Annotated in this window: 15 protein-coding genes; 8 read left to right on the forward strand and 7 right to left on the reverse strand. The window is 66.3% G+C overall.

The window, feature by feature from the left end:
* Position 1: 1 nt before the first annotated feature.
* On the forward strand, positions 2-1,009 hold the full coding sequence (locus DVU_RS14025; RefSeq protein ID WP_010940243.1) for a damage-control phosphatase ARMT1 family protein: 1,008 nt from the start codon (positions 2-4) through the stop codon (positions 1,007-1,009).
* A 29-nt stretch (positions 1,010-1,038) separates the two neighbouring features.
* On the forward strand, positions 1,039-2,112 hold the full coding sequence (gene leuB / locus DVU_RS14030) for a 3-isopropylmalate dehydrogenase (protein WP_010940244.1): 1,074 nt from the start codon (positions 1,039-1,041) through the stop codon (positions 2,110-2,112).
* Between the two features lie 608 nt (positions 2,113-2,720).
* On the opposite strand, the gene pspC is transcribed toward leuB, so the two are convergent.
* From pspC to pspA, 3 genes are all read right to left on the reverse strand, one after another.
* Positions 2,721-3,143 (reverse strand): envelope stress response membrane protein PspC, encoded by a 423-nt coding sequence (gene pspC, locus DVU_RS14035; RefSeq protein WP_010940245.1) that lies wholly within the window; start codon positions 3,141-3,143, stop codon positions 2,721-2,723.
* The gene (gene pspB / locus DVU_RS14040) at positions 3,140-3,439 is read right to left on the reverse strand and encodes an envelope stress response membrane protein PspB (protein WP_010940246.1); all 300 of its coding nucleotides are present in this window, start codon (positions 3,437-3,439) and stop codon (positions 3,140-3,142) included. The genes pspC and pspB overlap by 4 nt, the downstream gene beginning before the upstream one ends.
* A gap of 78 nt (positions 3,440-3,517) precedes the next feature.
* Positions 3,518-4,183: a phage shock protein PspA gene (pspA, locus tag DVU_RS14045; RefSeq protein ID WP_010940247.1), complete on the reverse strand. Its 666-nt coding sequence runs from the start codon at positions 4,181-4,183 to the stop codon at positions 3,518-3,520.
* Between the two features lie 165 nt (positions 4,184-4,348).
* Here pspA and pspF point away from each other — a divergent pair, with 165 nt between their 5' ends.
* The 6 genes from pspF to DVU_RS14075 all read left to right on the forward strand — a co-directional run bounded on the left by pspF (position 4,349) and on the right by DVU_RS14075 (position 14,075).
* The gene (gene pspF, locus DVU_RS14050; RefSeq protein WP_010940248.1) at positions 4,349-5,494 is read left to right on the forward strand and encodes a phage shock protein operon transcriptional activator; all 1,146 of its coding nucleotides are present in this window, start codon (positions 4,349-4,351) and stop codon (positions 5,492-5,494) included.
* A 29-nt stretch (positions 5,495-5,523) separates the two neighbouring features.
* Entirely contained in the window at positions 5,524-7,476 is a 1,953-nt protein-coding gene (locus DVU_RS14055) for a molybdopterin biosynthesis protein (protein ID WP_010940249.1), read from the forward strand.
* Between the two features lie 378 nt (positions 7,477-7,854).
* Positions 7,855-8,727: a hypothetical protein gene (locus tag DVU_RS14060; protein ID WP_014524594.1), complete on the forward strand. Its 873-nt coding sequence runs from the start codon at positions 7,855-7,857 to the stop codon at positions 8,725-8,727.
* A gap of 20 nt (positions 8,728-8,747) precedes the next feature.
* Complete coding sequence (locus DVU_RS14065; RefSeq protein WP_010940251.1) at positions 8,748-10,364, forward strand: glycosyltransferase; 1,617 nt, start codon at positions 8,748-8,750, stop codon at positions 10,362-10,364.
* A 22-nt stretch (positions 10,365-10,386) separates the two neighbouring features.
* Positions 10,387-13,050: a glycosyltransferase gene (locus tag DVU_RS14070; RefSeq protein ID WP_010940252.1), complete on the forward strand. Its 2,664-nt coding sequence runs from the start codon at positions 10,387-10,389 to the stop codon at positions 13,048-13,050.
* Complete coding sequence (locus DVU_RS14075) at positions 13,047-14,075, forward strand: glycosyltransferase family 2 protein (protein ID WP_010940253.1); 1,029 nt, start codon at positions 13,047-13,049, stop codon at positions 14,073-14,075. The genes DVU_RS14070 and DVU_RS14075 overlap by 4 nt, the downstream gene beginning before the upstream one ends.
* Before the next feature lie 270 nt (positions 14,076-14,345).
* On the opposite strand, the gene DVU_RS14080 is transcribed toward DVU_RS14075, so the two are convergent.
* The 4 genes from DVU_RS14080 to DVU_RS14095 form a co-directional block, all read right to left on the reverse strand.
* On the reverse strand, positions 14,346-15,509 hold the full coding sequence (locus tag DVU_RS14080) for a glycosyltransferase family 4 protein (RefSeq protein ID WP_010940254.1): 1,164 nt from the start codon (positions 15,507-15,509) through the stop codon (positions 14,346-14,348).
* A gap of 154 nt (positions 15,510-15,663) precedes the next feature.
* On the reverse strand, positions 15,664-16,587 hold the full coding sequence (locus DVU_RS14085; protein ID WP_010940255.1) for an NAD-dependent epimerase/dehydratase family protein: 924 nt from the start codon (positions 16,585-16,587) through the stop codon (positions 15,664-15,666).
* A 1-nt stretch (position 16,588) separates the two neighbouring features.
* Positions 16,589-17,365 carry a class I SAM-dependent methyltransferase gene (locus DVU_RS14090; RefSeq protein ID WP_010940256.1) on the reverse strand — a complete coding sequence of 259 codons (777 nt, stop codon included), beginning with the start codon at positions 17,363-17,365 and terminating at the stop codon, positions 16,589-16,591.
* 29 nt (positions 17,366-17,394) lie between these two features.
* Positions 17,395-18,729 (reverse strand): methyltransferase domain-containing protein, encoded by a 1,335-nt coding sequence (locus tag DVU_RS14095; protein ID WP_010940257.1) that lies wholly within the window; start codon positions 18,727-18,729, stop codon positions 17,395-17,397.
* Positions 18,730-18,742 lie beyond the last annotated feature (13 nt).

Consider the following 18,742-nt stretch of genomic DNA (forward strand, 5'->3'; position numbering starts at 1 on the left):
GATGCGTACCAGCCTCGAATGCCTTCCCTGCATGATGCGGCAGGCGCTGCGCGTGTTGCACCTTGCCGTGCCCGACACCATGCCCGCCGATGCGGAGGCACCGGACACGTCCGGGCAGCCCGCCGCGCCCCTGCGGGCCGAGGGGCCGTGTACCCCCTGCACTGAAGCGGAACGCACCGGAACAGGCGCTGCGGCAGCATCCCCCTGTACAACAAGCACGGCACGCGCCGCACACGCGCGGCGCGAGGCCATCGCCAAGCGCTTCATGGAACGGGTGTCGCGTCTCGACTTCGCCGAATCGCCCCCCGGAGTGCTGCGCCATCTCTACGGCATGGTGCGCGAGGAGACCGGCGTGGCCGACCCCTACGCCGTCGAGAAAGCTGCGGCCAATGCACGGGCACTGGAACTTCTTCCAGGGCTGCGTGAACGGGTGCGTAAGGCGGAAGACCCGCTTCTCACGGCACTGCATCTCTCGGTCATCGGCAACTACCTCGATGCCGGAACGGGTATCGAGTTCGACTGGGAAGGTGCGCTTGAACGCGAACAGTCCCGGGACCTTGCAGCGGGCGGCACATACGCCCGCTTCAGCCAGAAAGTGCGGCAGGGTGCCGGTGTCGTCGTTGTCGGCGACAACTGCGGCGAAATCGCGCTCGACACGCTGCTGGTCTCTGAACTTCTGCGGAAGGGCTGCAACGTGACCTACGCCGTACGCGACGTGCCCGTACTCAACGACGCCACGCTTGAGGATGCCGACGCGGTGGGCATGACAGCCCTGTGCCGCGTGGTCTCTTCAGGGTGCGACGCCCCCGGCACTGTCGCCGACCGCTGTTCGCCAGCCTTTCTCACGCTGCTGGCAAGGGCCGACGTGATTCTCGCCAAGGGACAGGGCAATTACGAGGGCATGAACACCACACACCCCGACGCCTTCTACGCGTTCAAGGCCAAATGCCCGGTCATCGCCCGCGAACTCTCTGTTCCGCAGGGCACGACCATGTTCCGCAACGCATGATGCGCCGCACGGCGCGTGGAGATACGACGATGCACATGAACATATGCCTTCTGCCAGGTGACGGCATCGGCCCGGAAATCGTGGCGCAGGGCACCAAGGTGCTGGACGCCGTGGCACGCCGCTTCGGTCACACGGTGAGCACCTCCTCCGCCCTCATCGGCGGCGCTGCCATCGACGCCACCGGGTCGCCGCTGCCCGACGCCACCGTGGAAGCGTGCCGCACCAGTGACGCCGTACTGCTGGGCGCCGTGGGCGGCCCGAAATGGGACGACCTGCCCAGCGAGAAACGCCCGGAGAAGGGACTGCTCGGCATACGCAAGGCCCTTGGACTGTTCGCGAACCTCCGTCCCGCCGCCCTTTTCCCCGAACTGGCAGGGGCGTGCCTGCTGCGTGCAGACATCGCCGCTGCGGGGCTCGACCTCGTGGTGGTGCGCGAACTCACGGGCGACGTCTATTTCGGGCAGCCTGCCGGAATCGAGACGCGCGACGGCCTGCGTACCGGCTTCAACACCATGATCTATGACGAGGATGAGGTGCGCCGCATCGCCCGCGTTGCGTTCGACACCGCACGGGCACGCAAGCGGCGGGTCTGCTCCGTGGACAAGGCCAACGTGCTCGCCACGTCGCGCCTGTGGCGCGAGGTCGTCGAAGAGGTGGCCCGCGACTACCCCGATGTGGAACTCTCGCACATGTACGTCGACAACGCCGCCATGCAGCTTGTGCGCTGGCCCGCACAGTTCGACGTCATCGTCACCGGCAACCTCTTCGGCGACATCCTCTCCGACGAGGCGGCCGTCATCACGGGTTCCATCGGCATGTTGCCCTCGGCCTCCATGGGGTCTGGCGGCCCTGCCCTGTTCGAGCCCATCCACGGTTCGGCACCCGACATCGCCGGACAGGACAAGGCCAACCCCATCGCCACCATCCTGTCGGTGGGCATGATGCTGCGCCTCGGCTTCGGGCTGGCCGCAGAAGCAGACGCCATCGACGCGGCGGTACGCCGTGTTCTCGCGGAAGGCTACCGCACCGGCGACATCATGGAGAACGGTCGCACCCTCGTGGGTACCGTGAGCATGGGCAACCTCATCGCCGAACGCATCTGACACACCACTTCGTCGATATGACATCATGCGTTGCCGACCACGGCGCGCGCGCTGCAAGGGCACACCCACCCGACCGGCACAATGAACGCAACCATGCGTGCATGCAAAAGGCGACGGCACCACCGTCGCCTTTGTTGTCGCCAGAGGCGACGACCCGGCGAAGGAAGCAGGCAGGGTTCACCCCTGCCGTCAGCGACCTGATGCCGTGCCTCCGCCAAGTCCATGCTCGCGGCAATGAATCGCCCTACGCTGGCGGATGAACCCCGTGAACACGACAGGGGATTGGAATCATGTAGAACGACGGCACCACCGTCGCCTTTGTTGTCGCCAGAGGCGACGACCCGGCGAAGGAAGCAGGCAGGGTTCACCCCTGCCGTCAGCGACCTGATGCCGTGCCTTCGCCAAGCCCATGCCCCGGCATGAATCGCCCTACGCCAACGGATGGCCGCCGTGAATACGACAGGGGATTGGAATCCATGCCGGACGACGGCATCACCGTCGCCTTTGTTGTCGCCAAAGGCGACGACCCGGCCTCAAACAAAAAAGGGGCGCAGACCAACGGCCCGCACCCCCTGCACGGAGACGCCTCTCCTGCAAAAAACTCCGGGCTACGTGCCCGTCCTGAAGCGCCGTTCCCAGTCGAAGTCGCGGCGCGTCACCACGTCCTCCATCCGGCGCAACCTGTTGTCGAGCCTCTCGCAACGTTCCTTGAGCCTCGCAAGGGCCGACGTGCGCGAACGGACGCAGTCATCATAGAACCTGCGATCGCTGTCCGTCTCGAAAGGCAGTACCGGGCGCGGCTTGAGTATCAGCCCCATCAGAACATAGATGCCGAGAACAGGCCAGAATCCGGAAAAGAGGGCGGCGAAGACCACCAGCACCCGCACCCAGAATACCGACAGGCAGAAATGGTCGGCAAGCCCCTGACACACGCCCATGAACTTTCCGTCGCGGGCGCGGTACAGTCGCGAAGCACCATAGGAACCGAAACCGTCGCGGCATTGACCGCGTCGTCCGTGATAGCGGCTCATGGTCTGCCTCCTCCGCGCCAGCCGTTGTCATCGCGGCGCGCATCGTCTGCGAGAAGGGTCTCCAGCGCCTCGACCCGGCGTTCAAGCCTGTCCATGGTGCTGTGCAACTCCTGCAACAGGCGCACATCGTCGGTGGCGGCACTTTCACTGCCACGCGAACGGAACATACGGGCAATGAGCACCAGCAGAAGAACCGCCACGAGCGCGGGCAACACCACAAACCAGAGCATCATGAACGATCCCATGCCGTGCACCACCGGTTCAAGACCATCGACCATCAACTGTCCGTGAAACATCCTGCGGCCTCCGTCGCGCACCCGCGCGGGCGCACGCTCTCACTACCATAGTCTGCGCGACGTGGCGTCGCAAGGCCGTCAGCCATCCCGCCCCATCCTCTGACGCAGGGCTGCGAGGTCGCGTTCGATGGCGTCGCGTGTCTCAAGGTCGGCGAACACCCCGCCAGCCCCGCCCGAACGCGGAACACGCACGGCGTCGGCCTCGGCTTCCATGTGCTCGACCCGGCGTTCCATGGTCTCGAAACGCTCCATGACGTCGAACGACGCGGCGCGGCGTGATTCTTCGCGTGCCTGACGCCGCGCACGGGCATGGACATGCCTCTGGGCGAGCAGGCGCTGCTTCTCGCGTGCCGTGACAAGCTTCTGTTCCAGCACGTCCATGTCCTCTTGCGTGCGGGCGACCAGCGCCTCGCACTCTTCCGTCTCGCGGGTGAGGGCTTCGACATGTTCCGTGGCACGACGGCGTTCGAGCAATGCCTCGCGCGCAAGGTCTTCGCGTCCGGAATCGAGCGCGAGTTCGGCACGCCTGTCCCACAGAGACACCTGACGTTCAGCCTCTTCACCCTCACGGCCCAGCCTGCGGCACTCCGCCATGGTGCGGGCGCATGCGGCCTTGAGTTCCACCAGTGTCTCCTCCATCTCGCGAATCATGAGACGGATGAGCTTCTCCGGGTCTTCGGCCCGGTCGAGCATGGCGTTGATATTGGAAGAGACGATGTCCTTGAATCGGGAAAAGATGCCCATGTCGGCCTCCTGCGGTTTACCCCGGCACAGCACGAAGCGTGCCGGGGAGCCGCAGCGAGACAACATGTGGAAATCCTTCACACCCTTGTGGCAGAGCCACACCATACGCTTTGGTTATGTCACCATTTACTGGTAAAATCCACCAAAACATGGTCTAAAGCCCACATGCGCAGCGATGCCCTCATCCCCACTCATCCCGGACTTGCCGAAGCACTCGGCCAGTCCGAGGCCTTTCTCGCCTTTCAGGAGGAGCTTTCGCGCGTGGCCAAGGTGGACAGGCCAGTGCTGCTTGTGGGCGAGCGCGGCACAGGCAAGGAACTGGCCGCCGCACGCCTGCACTTTCTCTCACGCCGCTGGCAGGGGCCTTTCGTCATTCTCGATGGCGCATCCCTCTCGCCTTCACTCGCCGAGGCCGAACTCTTCGGGCATGAGGCAGGCGCCTTCACGGGGGCAGCCATGCGCCGCCCCGGGCGGTTCGAGAGGGCCGACGGGGGCACGCTCTTCCTCGACGAGGCGGGCAACCTGCCTCTCAGCGTACAGGACAAGTTGCTACGGGTGGTGGAGTACGGGCAATACGAGCGGGTGGGGGGGACACAACGGCTGGAGGCTGACGTGCGCATCGTCGCCGCCACCAACGCCGACCTGCCGGGGCTTGTCCGGCAGGGCCGCTTCAGGGCCGACCTGCTCGACCGCCTCGCCTTCTGCGTGCTGCACCTGCCGCCGCTACGCGCACGCGGCGATGACGTGCTGCTGCTGGCCGAACATTTCGCGACACGCTTCGCCATGGAGGCGGGACTCCCTGAACCGGAGTTCTCGACCCAGGCCCGACGCGCCCTTCTGACCTATGCGTGGCCCGGCAACATCCGGGAACTTCGCAACACCATCGAACGCTGTGTCCTCAAGGCCGAAGGCGGCATCATCACGGCACTGGACACCACACCTTTCGCCTCGCCGTGGCAGCACGGGCCGGCAGTCCACGCAGATGCCACGGCGGTCTCCACGCCAGCCGGAGGTGGGGCCACCCCGGGCCCCGCCTCTGCGCCGGATATCGACCCGGCGGACACAGCCATGCAGCATGGTGATTCCGGCACCGCGACGACAACGCCCACCGCCTCATCTCCCAACCCACAGGCATGGACACAGGGAACCACGCTGCCCGACGCCGTGCGACACCTCGAGGAGGATGCCCTTCGCGGGGCCCTCGCCCGCACCCGGCACAACCGCCGCGCCGCCGCGGAATTGCTCGGACTGACCTACGATCAGTTTCGCGGGTTGTACCGCCGCCACAGGGACGCTATAGAGAAGACCTGAACCATCACGCAGCCCTCACGGAGAACGCCATGTCAGAGCCTCGCCGCAATATCTACCTGCGAACCCTGCCCATAGAGGATGCCGTCACCCGCGCCCGCACAGCCCTTGACCGCGATGCGCTCATGCACACCGAGACCGTGCCCGCGCACGAAGCGGCGGGTCGGGTGCTGGCGGCCCCTGTGTACGCCCGCTTCTCGTCGCCCACATTCCACAGCGCGGCCATGGACGGCATCGCCGTCTCCGCGGCGAAGACCTACACCGCGCGCGAAGGTTCGCCCCTCACACTTGCGCTCGACGCGGACTACCGCCCCGTGAACACGGGACATCCCATGCCCGAGGGCTGCGACGCCGTCATCATGATCGAACAGGTCGTGCCCGTGGATGACACGCATGTGCAGATAGAGAGCCCCGCCTTCCCGTGGCAGCATGTGCGCCGCCTTGGCGAAGACATCGTGGCGACGGAACTGCTCTTTCCCCGCAACCATCCCCTGAACGCCTACGACGTGGGCACGCTCCTCTCCGGGGGCATATGGGAGGTCGAGGTATGGGAGAAGGTACGGGTACGCATCATCCCCACAGGGGACGAGGTGCTCGACTTCACCCTGCGCCCCGAACCCGGTGCGGGGCAGGTGGTGGAGTCGAACTCGCAGGTGCTCGCCACCATGGCACGCGGGCTCGGATGCAGCGTCGAACGCATCGCCCCCGTGCGCGACGACCCCGAGGCACTGCACGCGGCACTGCGCGACAGCCTCGACGCGGGCACGCATCTCACCATCTTCTGTGCGGGTTCTTCGGCTGGCAGCAAGGACTTCACCCGTGCGACGATCGAGCGCGAGGGCGAGGTGCTCGTGCACGGCATCGCCGCCATGCCCGGCAAACCCTCACTGCTGGGCGTATGCCGGGGCAGGCTGGTGGCGGGTGCCCCCGGCTATCCCGTCAGTTCGGTGGTCTGCTTCGAGGAACTGCTCACTCCGCTTCTGACATGGCTCTCCCGCCGCCAGTCTCAAGCCCGCCCCGTGGTGGAGGTGGAACTGACGCGCAAGGTGCCTTCGCGTCTCGGCATCGACGAATTCCTGCGCCTTTCGGTAGGCCGCGTTGGCGACAAACTGGTAGGGACGCCGCTGGCACGCGGAGCCGGCAACATCACCACCCTTTCACGGGCACAGGCCGTGGCGCGCATTCCCGCCGCCGCCGAAGGAGCAGAGGGGCATGAACGCCTCACCGCCGAACTCACCGTGCCCCCGGCACTCCTCGACCGCATCGTCGTCTGCGTGGGCAGCCACGACAACACCCTCGACCTGCTTGCCGATGAGCTGATGGGACGCGACGATCCCTTCCGCCTCGCCTCCACCCATGTGGGCAGCATGGGGGGCATCAACGCCCTGCGTAACGGTTCGTGCCACTTCGCCGGGGCGCACCTCTTCGACCCCGAGACGGGCGACTACAACTTTCCCTTCATCGCCCGCTTCCTGGAGGGCGTACCCGTCACCGTGGTCAACCTCGCCATCCGCCATCAGGGGCTCATCGTGGCACCCGGCAACCCGATGGGCATACAGGGAGTACAAGACCTCGCCCGAAAAGGGGTGCGCTTCATCAACAGGCAACGCGGTGCTGGCACCCGCATCCTTCTCGACTGGCATGTGCGCGAAGCGGGCATCTCCCCCGCCGAGGTCGCAGGCTACGACAAAGAGGAGTACACCCACATGGCCGTTGCCGCCAACGTGCTCACGGGCGCGGCGGATTGCGGCCTCGGCATCCACGCTGCGGCAAAGGCCCTCGGGCTGGACTTCGTGCCGCTTGCCCGTGAACGCTACGACCTGCTCATTCCAAACGCCTTCCTCGAAGAACCGCGCGTGCGTGCGGTGCTCGACCTGCTGCACACCCCCGCCTTCGCCGAACGCATCGGCAACCTCGGTGGTTACGAGACCACGCTGATGGGCCGGGTGATGCACCCCGGCGACGGGCTGGGTGACATGGGCTAGCAGAAAATCGACAACACCCCTTCGGACACGGGCAGCCAGCACGGTTGCCCGTGTCCTTCTTCTGTCAGGCGGCAGGATCGCCCTGCGAGAAGCATGCGCTACCGCCACATCTCCGGCATCCATGACGGCCTCGCGCCCACGTCAGAAGGCTGACACGCCTTGCATGTACAGCCCCCTCCTGCCCCGGCCACACAAAGGCAGGCTTCTTCGGCGCGCCTGAAACCCCTGCCTCCTGTGCACGCATGGCTGCCAGAGACATGCGGCACACATCGTGCATCCAGCACCCTGCACACTCGCTATCCGGCAACGCACGCGACGGGGACCCGATGCGTTCCGACGACAGCACCTCGCCAGCCGCGAGGCATCCGGGGATTTGGCATGAAGGACATGATTCTCATCATCCTCACCTCACACAGGAAGGACTGCTTCTCCATCTGCCTGTACAATCTCGAAAAGTATACCGACCTAGACCGCTTCAGCAGGGTGTATGTGCTCGCCAACGCGGTCGACACCGAACACAAGGTCATCATCAGCTCATTCGAGAGACGGCATCGCAATGTGGAGAGCATCCATTTCGGCCCGCGCGGACTCGAACACACCGTCCGTACCGAAGGCCTCGTCCTTGCCCTGCACCGTCACTCCCTTGTCGTGAAACTGGATGAAGACGTATTCGTGACCCCGGGGTGGCTGGAAGGCATGCTACGCGCCTACAAGAACAACGCAGCAGATAACGTCGCCCTCGTGTCCGCGCTGGTGCCCAACAACCAGATAGGCAAGATATGCCTTGCAGAGGCCCTGCAGCGCCACTTTCCGCAAGGCTTTTCCACCACTGTACGTCGCGACCCCGTCCACCAGAACCCGGACTACGCCACATGGATATGGCACAGGGTCCTGCGCGGCGACCTGCGTGACACACGGTGCCCCATCATCCGTAGTGGCATCCCGCAACGCTTCGACGGTGCGCTCAACATCAACTGCATCCTCTTCGACAGCCGCATCACCGAACGCGTACTTCCCTTCACCTCGGGCGATGAACAGGCCATCAACGACGCCCTCGTCCAGAATGGACTCTTCGGCCTGATGACCACCGAAGCCGTGGCACACCACTACAGCTTCGGGCCACAACAGGCCCAGATGGACAGCATGATAGGGACGCAGCGCGTCGCCCTCGCCTTTGGCATGGACACCCGCCGCACATCGCCCTACCGTCATCCCCCGGTCGCCACGACCCACCCCGTGGGCGCAGCCTGAATCCCCCGACAGGAAACACCATGCACTACAGTTATCTCGAACCGGGCCTTCATGCCGAACTTGCAGCCATCACGCCCGACGAGGCAGTGGCACACCTGCGCAACCATCTGGGCAACCTGCTTCTAGACCCGGCTGTCACCGCGGCTTACATCAACCGGCTTGGAGTGCTCACCCCCGAAGAGACCACCCCTTCCACGCGGGCATGGCTCACCTATCTGCTTGTGCGCTACTGCGACCTGCTGCCGCTCGACCTCGCTGCACAACGTATTCTGGCACAGGTGACGGGCAATGCCGCGCCGCACCTGCGCGACCTTGAACGCTGCGCCATCCCCGACCCCATCGAACGCAAACTCGAACGCCTCGGCGCAGGTGAAGATTCCGAACGCAACCGTGCCATGCTGCTGGCGCTGCTGCATGAATACCCCTATTCGCCCGCCATCATGGAACGGCTCATGACCGTGGAACTCGCGCTGGACATCCCGGTGGGGGGCGAGTGGCTACCGTCGGTCAGACCTCCGGCGGGGCTGCTGCGCCCCCTGCACGAGCGGCTCTTCATCCATGCCATGATGCAGGGAGACACCGAACGCGCCCTGCAACACGCCGCAGCCTGCGTTCCCGACAACCCGTCACCGCATCTGCTCAACCATCTCGCCGAACTGCATGCCCGCCTCGGTGATACGCAACAGGCCCTGAACCTGTACGGGGCCTCACTCGAAGCCGACCCCCTCCAGCACCCGGTAAGGCTGCGCATGGAAGCCCTCGCCAAGCCTCCGCGCGCGCATGCCGACGCCCTGCACCACCGCATCGCCATCTGCCTGTACAGCTTCAACAAGGCTGAACTGCTCGAACGCACCCTCTCCTCGCTGGCGGCATCGCAAACGGGCGAGGCGCACATCCTCGTCCTGCTGAACGGCTGCACCGACGATTCCGCAACGCGCGTGGCTGCGGTGAACGAACGGCTGTTCAACGGGCGACTTGAAGTCATCGACATGCCCATCAACATCGGCGCACCTGCGGCCCGCAACTGGCTGCTTGCCAAGCAGACCGTACGTGAAGCCGATTTCGTGGCATTCCTCGACGACGACGTGGACGTGCCCGCCGCGTGGCTGCCCCGTCTGGTGGGCAATCTCGAAGAACATCCCGGCGCAGGGGTGGCGGGGACGCGCGTGCGCAACCCCGGTGACGTCCCCCGTCTGCAGTACCTCTACCGGAACATCTCGGTAGCGCGCCCCGGCCTCATCCGCCTCAGCCTCGACACGCCCACCCTGCACCACGATACCGGCTTCTACGACTTCACCCGCAGCACCACCAGCGTCATGGGCTGCTGCCACGTGTTCACGCGCCGCGCCCTCGACGAGGTGCCCGCCTTCGACCTGCGTTTCTCGCCGTCGCAGATGGACGACATCGCCCACGACATCGACCTTGCCCTTGCCGGGTTCGATGTGCTCTACACAGGCGACGTGGTCTGCGTACATCACCAGATGTCCGGCCTCGGCAGGGCCAATGCCACGGACTGGAAGCGTTTCGGCAACGTCGCTGGCAATGACGTGAAGTTCTACTACCGCTTCGCCGACCGGCTTGACGCACTGGGTCGTCTCAACAATCTGGGGTTCATGCCCGACATGCCCCCTGCCTAGGACACAGAAGGTGACGCACGGCATGGTTCATGACAGCAACGGGGCCTCGCCCTCCATGGCGAAGGCCCTCCTCCATGAGGCCCGCGCACGCCTCGCCGAAGGCGACACACGGGCTGCGCTTTCCGTGGCGGAACGCATCCTCTCCCTCGATGCCGCCCATGAAGAGGCCGGAGGCTTCGTGGATGCGCTCCACGCCATGCCGCGTCCCGCACTCTCGGTGGTCATCCCCACCTGCAACAGGGTGGATGTGCTGCGCCTGTGCCTCGCGCATCTCGAAGCGCAGACCCTCGCAGCCGGCGACTTCGAGGTCGTGGTGGTGGACGATGCCTCCAGCGACGACACCCCCACCTTTCTTGAAGGCTACACCGCCCCCTTCGCCTTCAGGCATCTGCGGCAGCCACGCAGAGGAGGGCCTGCGAGGGCACGCAACAGGGGTATCGCCGCCGCGCGAGGCGACATCGTGGTCTTTCTCAACGACGATGCGCTCCTCTGCCCGCAAGGACTCGAGATACATCTCACCACGCACCGCGCCGTGCCCGACGCCACCTTCTCGGTACTGGGACGATTCGACCCGCCCACCGACTTCTCCGCATCGCCCTGGGGCCATGTCATCGCCCACTCCGACCTCATCTTCAATTACGCGGGGATGCGACACGGCGGCGTCTACGACTTCCTGCACTACTACACCTGCAACGTGAGCACGCCACGTGTGGCCCTCATCGCCGCCGGGGGGTTCGACGCCTCGTTCACAGGCCCGCTGTGGGGTGCGGAGGACATCGACATCGGCCTGCGGCTGGAACGCATCGACGTGCCCGTGGTCTACCGCGAGGACTGCACGGCCATCCATCAGCACGACCTTTCGCTGGATGACATGTCGCGCATGTTCCGTGTGCGCGGGGGCGGCGCGGTGCGCATCTTCGCCCGCAACCACGACCAGCCCTGCCACTACCGCGAGATAGCCGCCGAAGACGTGGCCTACTGGCGCAACCTCCCCCGTCGCATCACCCACAGGGTCGACGCCCTGCGAGACAGGCTGCGCGCCATCGACGCCCTGCCCCTGCCTCCCGGTGACGACGTGCCGCACCGCTTCACGGGCGAACAGTTTCCGCGCCTCGTCGACCTGTACTTCGGCCTGTGGCGTATGCGCAGCAACGCGCTGCTGGGACTCATCGACCCGTTGTGCCAGGGCCTCGACCATGTGCTCGAACGATGCCGCGAGAGTGCCCAGACCCTGCAATCCGTCGCGCGCCCGTTGTACTTCGCCGCGCTGTTCCTGCGCTGGTACTATGATACTGTAGGCATCTGTGCCTCGGAGCATATCCACCGCGTACCTGACGACGACCGTTGCGCCGCAGCCGCCACCATGCCCCTTCCGGCCTTCGCCAGACCCGCGCATGACGTGGATACCGCGACACCCCATGCATCACCCGGCGCGGCACCCCATACGCCGACCGTCTCCGCACAGGGCCGCATCCTTCTGGCATGCGACTTCTTCTGGCCTTCGGTGGGCGGCACTGAACTGTTCGTGGAAGAACTGGGGCGTCAACTCATCACGCAGGGCTACACGGTGGACGTGGCCTGCCGCAGGCTTGCCGAACGTCCCGCCCTCCGCCACGACGGCATGACCATCCACGAATTCGACTGCTACAACCGCTTCCACGACGGCGACATGGGCCGCGGGCTTGCCGCCTATCGCGCCCATGTGCTGCGCGGCGGTTACCGTGCCGTCCTGTGCCTCGCCCACCCCGACACATGGGTCTGCCATGCCCTGCGCGACCTGCCCGCAGACCGCCGCCCCCGCATCGTGATGATGCCCAGCATCAACGCCGCCAACCTCGCCCTCTGGGATGAGCGCGGCGTCATGGACGAGGTGCGCTCCGTGCTGCGTGGTGCCGACCTGCACATCACCGTCTCGGAACGCGGCTGCGATGCCGCCACCCTTGCCGCGCCGCATGCGGGCATCGACGTACCGCACCTCTTCATCCCCCACGCCGTGGACGACCACGCCGCACCGGGCGACAGCCGTTTCCGCTTCGGCCTTGCCGAGGACAGGCCCCTTGTCGTCTGCGTGGGCAACTTCTGGCCCGTCAAGAACCAGCTTGAGATGCTTCGGGTGATGACCGGCGCAGAGGGACGCTGGCAACTCGTCCTTGCAGGTGCTGCCCTGCCGTGGCCCGGCGAACGCGCCTTCTTCATGGACTGCTGGCGCACCGCCGCACGCGACCCGCGTGTACGCATCATCGGGCCACTGCCCCCGGACGAGGCTTCGGCCCTCATCCGCGACGCCGACGCCCTGCTCGTTCCCTCGGTGGGAGAGAGTGCCGGGCCGCTTGTGGTGCTGCAGGCCATGGCCCACGGCACACCGTGGGTCGCCACGCCCGGATGCAACGCCGTGCACGACGAGGCGGGCGGCATCATCGCCCCTGTCGAGGCGTTCCCGGACGCCGTGCGCAGCATCATCGCCGCGCCGGAGAAGGCCCGTGCCCTCGCCGCCGCGGGCCGTGAGCACTGGCGCACCTCTTTCACATGGGCAAAGACCCTGCCCCTCTTCGTGGACGCCATCGAGGGCCGCACCGCCGCCTCCGGGCTGCACATGCCCGCAAGCCTGCGCGCCCTGAACGACGAACTCGCCCGAAACCTGTGCGGACGACACGCCCCGCACGCCACACCGGACGGCATCGCATGACCCCGCACGCCACCCCTGCGCCAAGAGTCTCAGCCATCGTCTCGCTGTACAATGCCGAACGATTCGTGCGCGGCTGCCTCGACGACCTGCTGGGGCAGACACTTGCGGATTCGCTTGAAATCATCGTCATCGACGCCTGTTCACCGCAGGGCGAAGGTGCCATCGTGCAGGACTACATGCGCGACCACCCGAACATCGTGTACGTTCGCACCGATGAACGCGAAGGCGTCTACGCCAGCTGGAATCGCGGGGTGCGCCTTGCCCGCGCCCCGTACGTGACCAACGCCAACGCCGACGACAGGCACCGCGAGGATGCGCTTGAACGCCTTGCCGCAGCCCTCGACGAGGCCCCCGAAGCGGGCTTCGCCTATGGCGACTGCCGCGTGGGACAGACAGAGAACGAACGCTACGCCGACAACGCCGGGCAGCGTGTCATGCGCTTTCCCGACTTCTTCGCGCCCGCCACGCTTCTCTACTGCCAGTTGGGACCGCAACCGCTATGGCGCAGAAGTGTGCACGACGTCGTCGGCTTCTTCGATGAAAGCTACCGCGCCTGTGCCGACTGGGATTTCGACATCCGCCTCGCTGCCGCCTTCCGGGGCATCCACGTGCCCGACGCGCTGGGGCTGTACCTCGAACATGAGGCCGCCATCACCTTTCGCGACGACACCATGACGCGTGAGAACGACAGGGTGCAACGCCAGTGGCAGCACCCCGAAGCCGTGGAAGAACGCTACCGCGCTGCGGGCGTGCCCTGCCATACGGCAGAGGAGCGTGCCCTCGTCCACTTCGACATGGCGCTGCGGGCCCTGCGCTTCTATCCGCCGTGGTGCTACGGTGCCCCGGCGCACAATCCCGGCTTCGCAAGGCGTTGCCTGCGCCACGCCCTGCGCCTTGCGCCCGCCCTCGCCCCTGCCAAGGAACTTCTCGCCCTGCCGGACGCCGTCCTCACCGCGCTTGACGACCTGCCTTCACCGCTGGGGCTGCCCTCGCAGGCGACCCTTGCCGGGGTCGCGGCGCCATGACACGACTTGCCGCCCCATCCCGCATCGCCCGCGCCTTGCAATGAAAAAGTCCCCGCAAGGGGACTTCGATGATGCACGGTGCGACCCCCGCACCATTCGCGTGTCGTTCTTCGGACGGTACCCACATGTGGACGGAAGGTGCTGGCATCAGCCCTTCGCCATGATGCGCCTCGTCCGCCTCAATCGCCTCTACCTCTCGCCTAGCTCAAACTGGCGCGACTGGTTCAAGCTCGCTCGCCTAGCTCAATCGGCTCAACTGGCGCAACTAGCTCAACCAACGCAATCGGGGCGCGCCTCCTGCGCGGCACGGGCGAGATGCACCAGCCCCATGCCGAAGCGCAGCAGACGTTCGGCGTTGTCGGCACGCGCCTCTGTCTCGCGTTCCGTACCCGCCGTGGGGGTGAAGTCGCCCTGCGCCTCTTGCAGTGCACGGGCAAGGTCTGCGGGGTCGCCCGCACGGAAGGTGTGGCCGTGCGGCGGGTCCTGTTCCAGATGCACGTCGATGTCTGACAGCACGATGGTCTTGCCAAGGGCGCGCGCGTCCTCGACCACGGTACTCCACCCCTCGAACAGCGAAGGCTGCACCACCGCATCGGCACCCCGCAAGAGCTGAATCTGGTCGCGCCGGTCGATGAGGCCGAGAATGCGCACCTGTTCCGCGATGCCCAGACGGTCGAGGGCACGCAGCAGCATGGGAAAGTGCTTCGGGTCGCGGTAGTCGTCGGTACCGCCGGTGCATACCAGCTGCGGCACGCCCCCTTCCGCACGCAAACGCGCCAGTGCCCTGAACAACGTCAGGTGGTCCTTGTGCGCCCAGAATTGGTTGCAGCACATGAGGTAGCCGGGGGCGATACCATGACGAGCCTGCACCGCCGCCACATCGCCCGCGTACCAGTCTTCCTCGCCCACGGTGCAGAACGGCAGCACGAAGGTACGTTCTCGCGGTACACCGTAGAACGCCATGACGTCACGCCGCGCCGCCTCGCTGCTGAGCACCACCACGTCGGCACTGCGGCCTATGGCGGAGAACAGGGCGTCGCGTTCGGCAAGTTCACGTTCGGGGAAGAAGCGCGGCAGATGGCGATGCTGGAAATCGGGAATCCAGAAAAGACGCGGAAGCCCGGAAGGGACGTCAGCGAAGCCGTGGGGCAGCGGATAGGCGATGTCCAGCCCCGCGAAGACCGTCTCCGGGTCATGGACATGGTAGACTCCGGCGGCGTCGCGGGTGCCGTGCATGACGCGAACCTCGTCCGCCAGCGGCACGATGCTCTCGTACAGGGGCAGGGCCGCAGCCTGTGCCGCCTCGAAGAGCAGTACGATGCGCGGCCGCAGGCGCGGCGGCAGCGATGCCGCCCCCAGTACGAGGTGGCGCAGGTAGTTGATGCCGCCCGTCCACCCCTCCACGCCCCACTGGATGCAGATGCCTATGCGCATGGACGACCTCCCGCCACAGCAGGCATGGATACGGATTCGAAGACGGTCTGACGGCCCCCACACACCCGTGGCGCGCAATCCGCACTCATGCGGTCGCCGTGACGCCCTTCGGCAGCACGACTCTCCGGTCTCATGCTGTCACCCTTACTGCGCATCATGCCCTCTCTCCGCCGGTGACGGCAAAAAACCACGTTGCGTACTCGCGCACGCCCTCCTCCAGCGACACCGCCGGGGCAAGGCCCATCTGCCGCGCACGGGAGATGTCGGCCCGCCAGTGGTGCGGGTCACCGCCGCGTACCCGCCCTGTGAACACCGGAACGACCCCGGAAAGCCCGAAAGCCTCCGGCAGCAGCGCCAGCAGGTCTGCGATGCGAGTCGCCTCGCCGCTGGCGACGTTGCACACCACGCAACCGCCATCGGGCCAGCCTTCGACGAGACGGGTCACGAACGCCGCCACATCACGCACGTGGATGAAGTCACGCGTCTCGTCGCCCGTGCCATCGAAGACGAACGCCCCCTCCAGCAACTTGTGCGCGGCGTCCCAGAGAAGCTGCTTCCGCAGCCCGGCCCCGTAACATGAAAAGATGCGCAAGACCGCGCTGCGGATACCGTAGGTGCCGTGAAACTCCTGCGCGATGTCCTCGCACATGCCCTTGTGCCAGCCATAGGGGGAGATGGGGGCGCGCGGGGCGTCTTCACCCACGGGCAGACTCTGCGGATTGCCGTAGACCGCCGCACTGGACAGCAGCACGACCTTCGACGCAAGACCCGCCTTGCGGATGGCGTCGAAAAGCTGGAACACCACGGGCGGGCCGGACTGGAAGTCCACGCCGGGGCTATGCATCGAAAGGCCCACCGAGGCCACACCGGCGCAGTGCACCACCACGTCGGGGCGCAGGGTGGCCACAAGTTCTTCAAGGTCGGGGTGCGGCAACGTCATGCGCACGTGCCGCACGGCGTCACGCGGCGACGGGTAGACCGACGAGGCGAGTCCCACCACGTCGTGCCGGGGTGCCAGCGCCTCCACCACATGGCTGCCGATGAAGCCTGTCGCACCGGTGACAAGCACCGTCGCCATGTCAGCGCATCCTCACGGCGAAGGCCACGCCATAGCCCACTTCGGTGAACGCGTAGCCACTCATGTTGGGCTGCGCCTGCACCACGCGCCGCCAGATGTCGTACAGGTAGCCGAGTTCAGGGTGGGCGATGTCGTCGAAGACCAGTGCCCCGCCCACACGCAGACGCGGCAGCACGGTCACGAGGTCGCGCATGGCCCCCTCGGGGCTGTGGTCGCCGTCCACGGTGATGAGGTCGAAGGTGGCAGCAGGATTCTGTGCAAAGTAGGCAGGCACGGTCTGCGCCGAATCGCCGCTGACGAAGGCGAGACCGCCCGTGTGCCCGAGACGCGCCATCTCGCGGGCCACGTGGTCGGGGCCGGGGTTCGCCATGCCCGCATAGTCCTGCATCCACAGGTCGAAGCCCACCGCAGAGGCGGCGGGGCTGGCATCGAGCACCATGGCGAGGCTGCGCCCGCGCCGCACGCCGATTTCAAGATAGTTCTCCACCCGCAGGAAGCGCGAAAGGGTGTGCAGCACCGTGCAGATGTCGGCATACCGCCAGTGCGCGCCATACCGGGCCATGCCCTGCCGCATGAAGCGGCGCAGGTAGACGGCATAGTCGTCATCCTCAAGGCGTTCGAGCACATCCAGCACAGCGGCGTAGGTGTTCACGTCGTACAGGGCCGCTGCCACGGAAGAGGCCCCGGCGATGGCGGGGGCATACCACTGCGTGCCCTCTTCGTGCATGAGGGTATTGGAGCGCACCCTGTCGGTGCACCAGTCGGCGATGGGCATCATGGTCACGTCTCCTTCGACATCCTGTCGCATCACGCACCGAGGTCGGGCGTGAGGGTATCGGTGATAGCGCGGGGCAGCCGCCCGGTGCACAGCACCATGACGCGCTTGGCGTGCCCGGCGGGCATGGGGTAGTCGATGACCTCGACCCTGCTGAAATAGCGGGCGAGTTCATCCGTGAACGTCTCAAGCCTGTAGTCCGCCGGCAGCGGGTCGGGGTTGGGCACGGTGCCCCCCATGCCGTTGGGCATGAACTCGGTGAGCAGTGCCCCTTCGCTGTGTTCAGCCAGTGCCCTCGCCGCGATGGGCAGACGGTAGCGATGCGTGAAATAGAGGTGATGCGTGAGTGCCAGCGCCATCACAAGTTCACCACGTTTGCCGGGGGCATCGCCCACACCCTCCACCCGCACCTTCACCCGCACGCCTCCCCCCCGTCGGGCCAGCGCGGCATGGTAACGCGAGGCGGCCTGGTCGTCGGGTTCCACAGCCAGCACCTCCGCCCCGGCGGATGCCGCGAGGTTGGAGAAGAAACCGGCGTTGGCCCCGAGGTCGACCACGGTACGGGGCCCGACGAGGCGCACAAGGCGGTTCACCATCTCGAGGCGCGACGACTGCGCGAAGGCGCGCAGCGGGTCTTCGTGGGCCTGCGGCGGCTGTGCCGCGAGGTCGTCGTCGGTATGGTATTCGCCCCACACGCCGTCGGGCCATGCGAAGCGCACCCCCTGCACGTAGTCGGCAAGCTGGCGCAGCATGTCACGCCGCGTGCCCCCCAGCGTGAGTGAGACGCCCGTCATGCGCTCAAGGACGGTGCGGGGAAAGCCCACCGACACGCCCTGCCGCATCACCGTCTCCCACTCCGGGCCCTGTACCCGCAGCAGCAGCGGATAGAGCATGGATGTGACGAACTCCTCAAGCCCCGCCACGTCACGCGCGCCCACGGGGACGAAGGAACCGATGTCGCACCACACGGGCCTGTCGGCCCCCTGCACCACGAAGTTGCCCGTATGCCCGTCGATGCAGCCCAGCCCGTATTCTGCAAGCACCTCGTTGAGGCGCAGGTAGGCGAGGCAGGCATCGCGCAACTGCAACGTGGGCCAGCACCGTGCCGGGACGTCGTAGGCTTCTGAATGCTGGCGCAGCACGAGGGCGAAGCCCTCGATACGGACTTCGGCCTCCTGCACAGGGGCGAGAAGCCCTTCCCCGGCGAGGCGGTCGTACAGCCCCGTGGCCATGAGCGCACGCACGGCCTCCTCTGCGCCCGGCAGAATGGCCTTGTACCACACGCCGTCGTGCGAACACGCCCTGCACAGAGGGTCGAGAAAACGGATTCCCGACCACTGCACGTCGTCCCTTGAAAGTCGTATCACGCCGTCCTCCGCA

This window comes from Nitratidesulfovibrio vulgaris str. Hildenborough, assembly GCF_000195755.1.
In the GTDB taxonomy this organism is placed as follows: Bacteria; Desulfobacterota; Desulfovibrionia; order Desulfovibrionales; family Desulfovibrionaceae; genus Nitratidesulfovibrio; species Nitratidesulfovibrio vulgaris.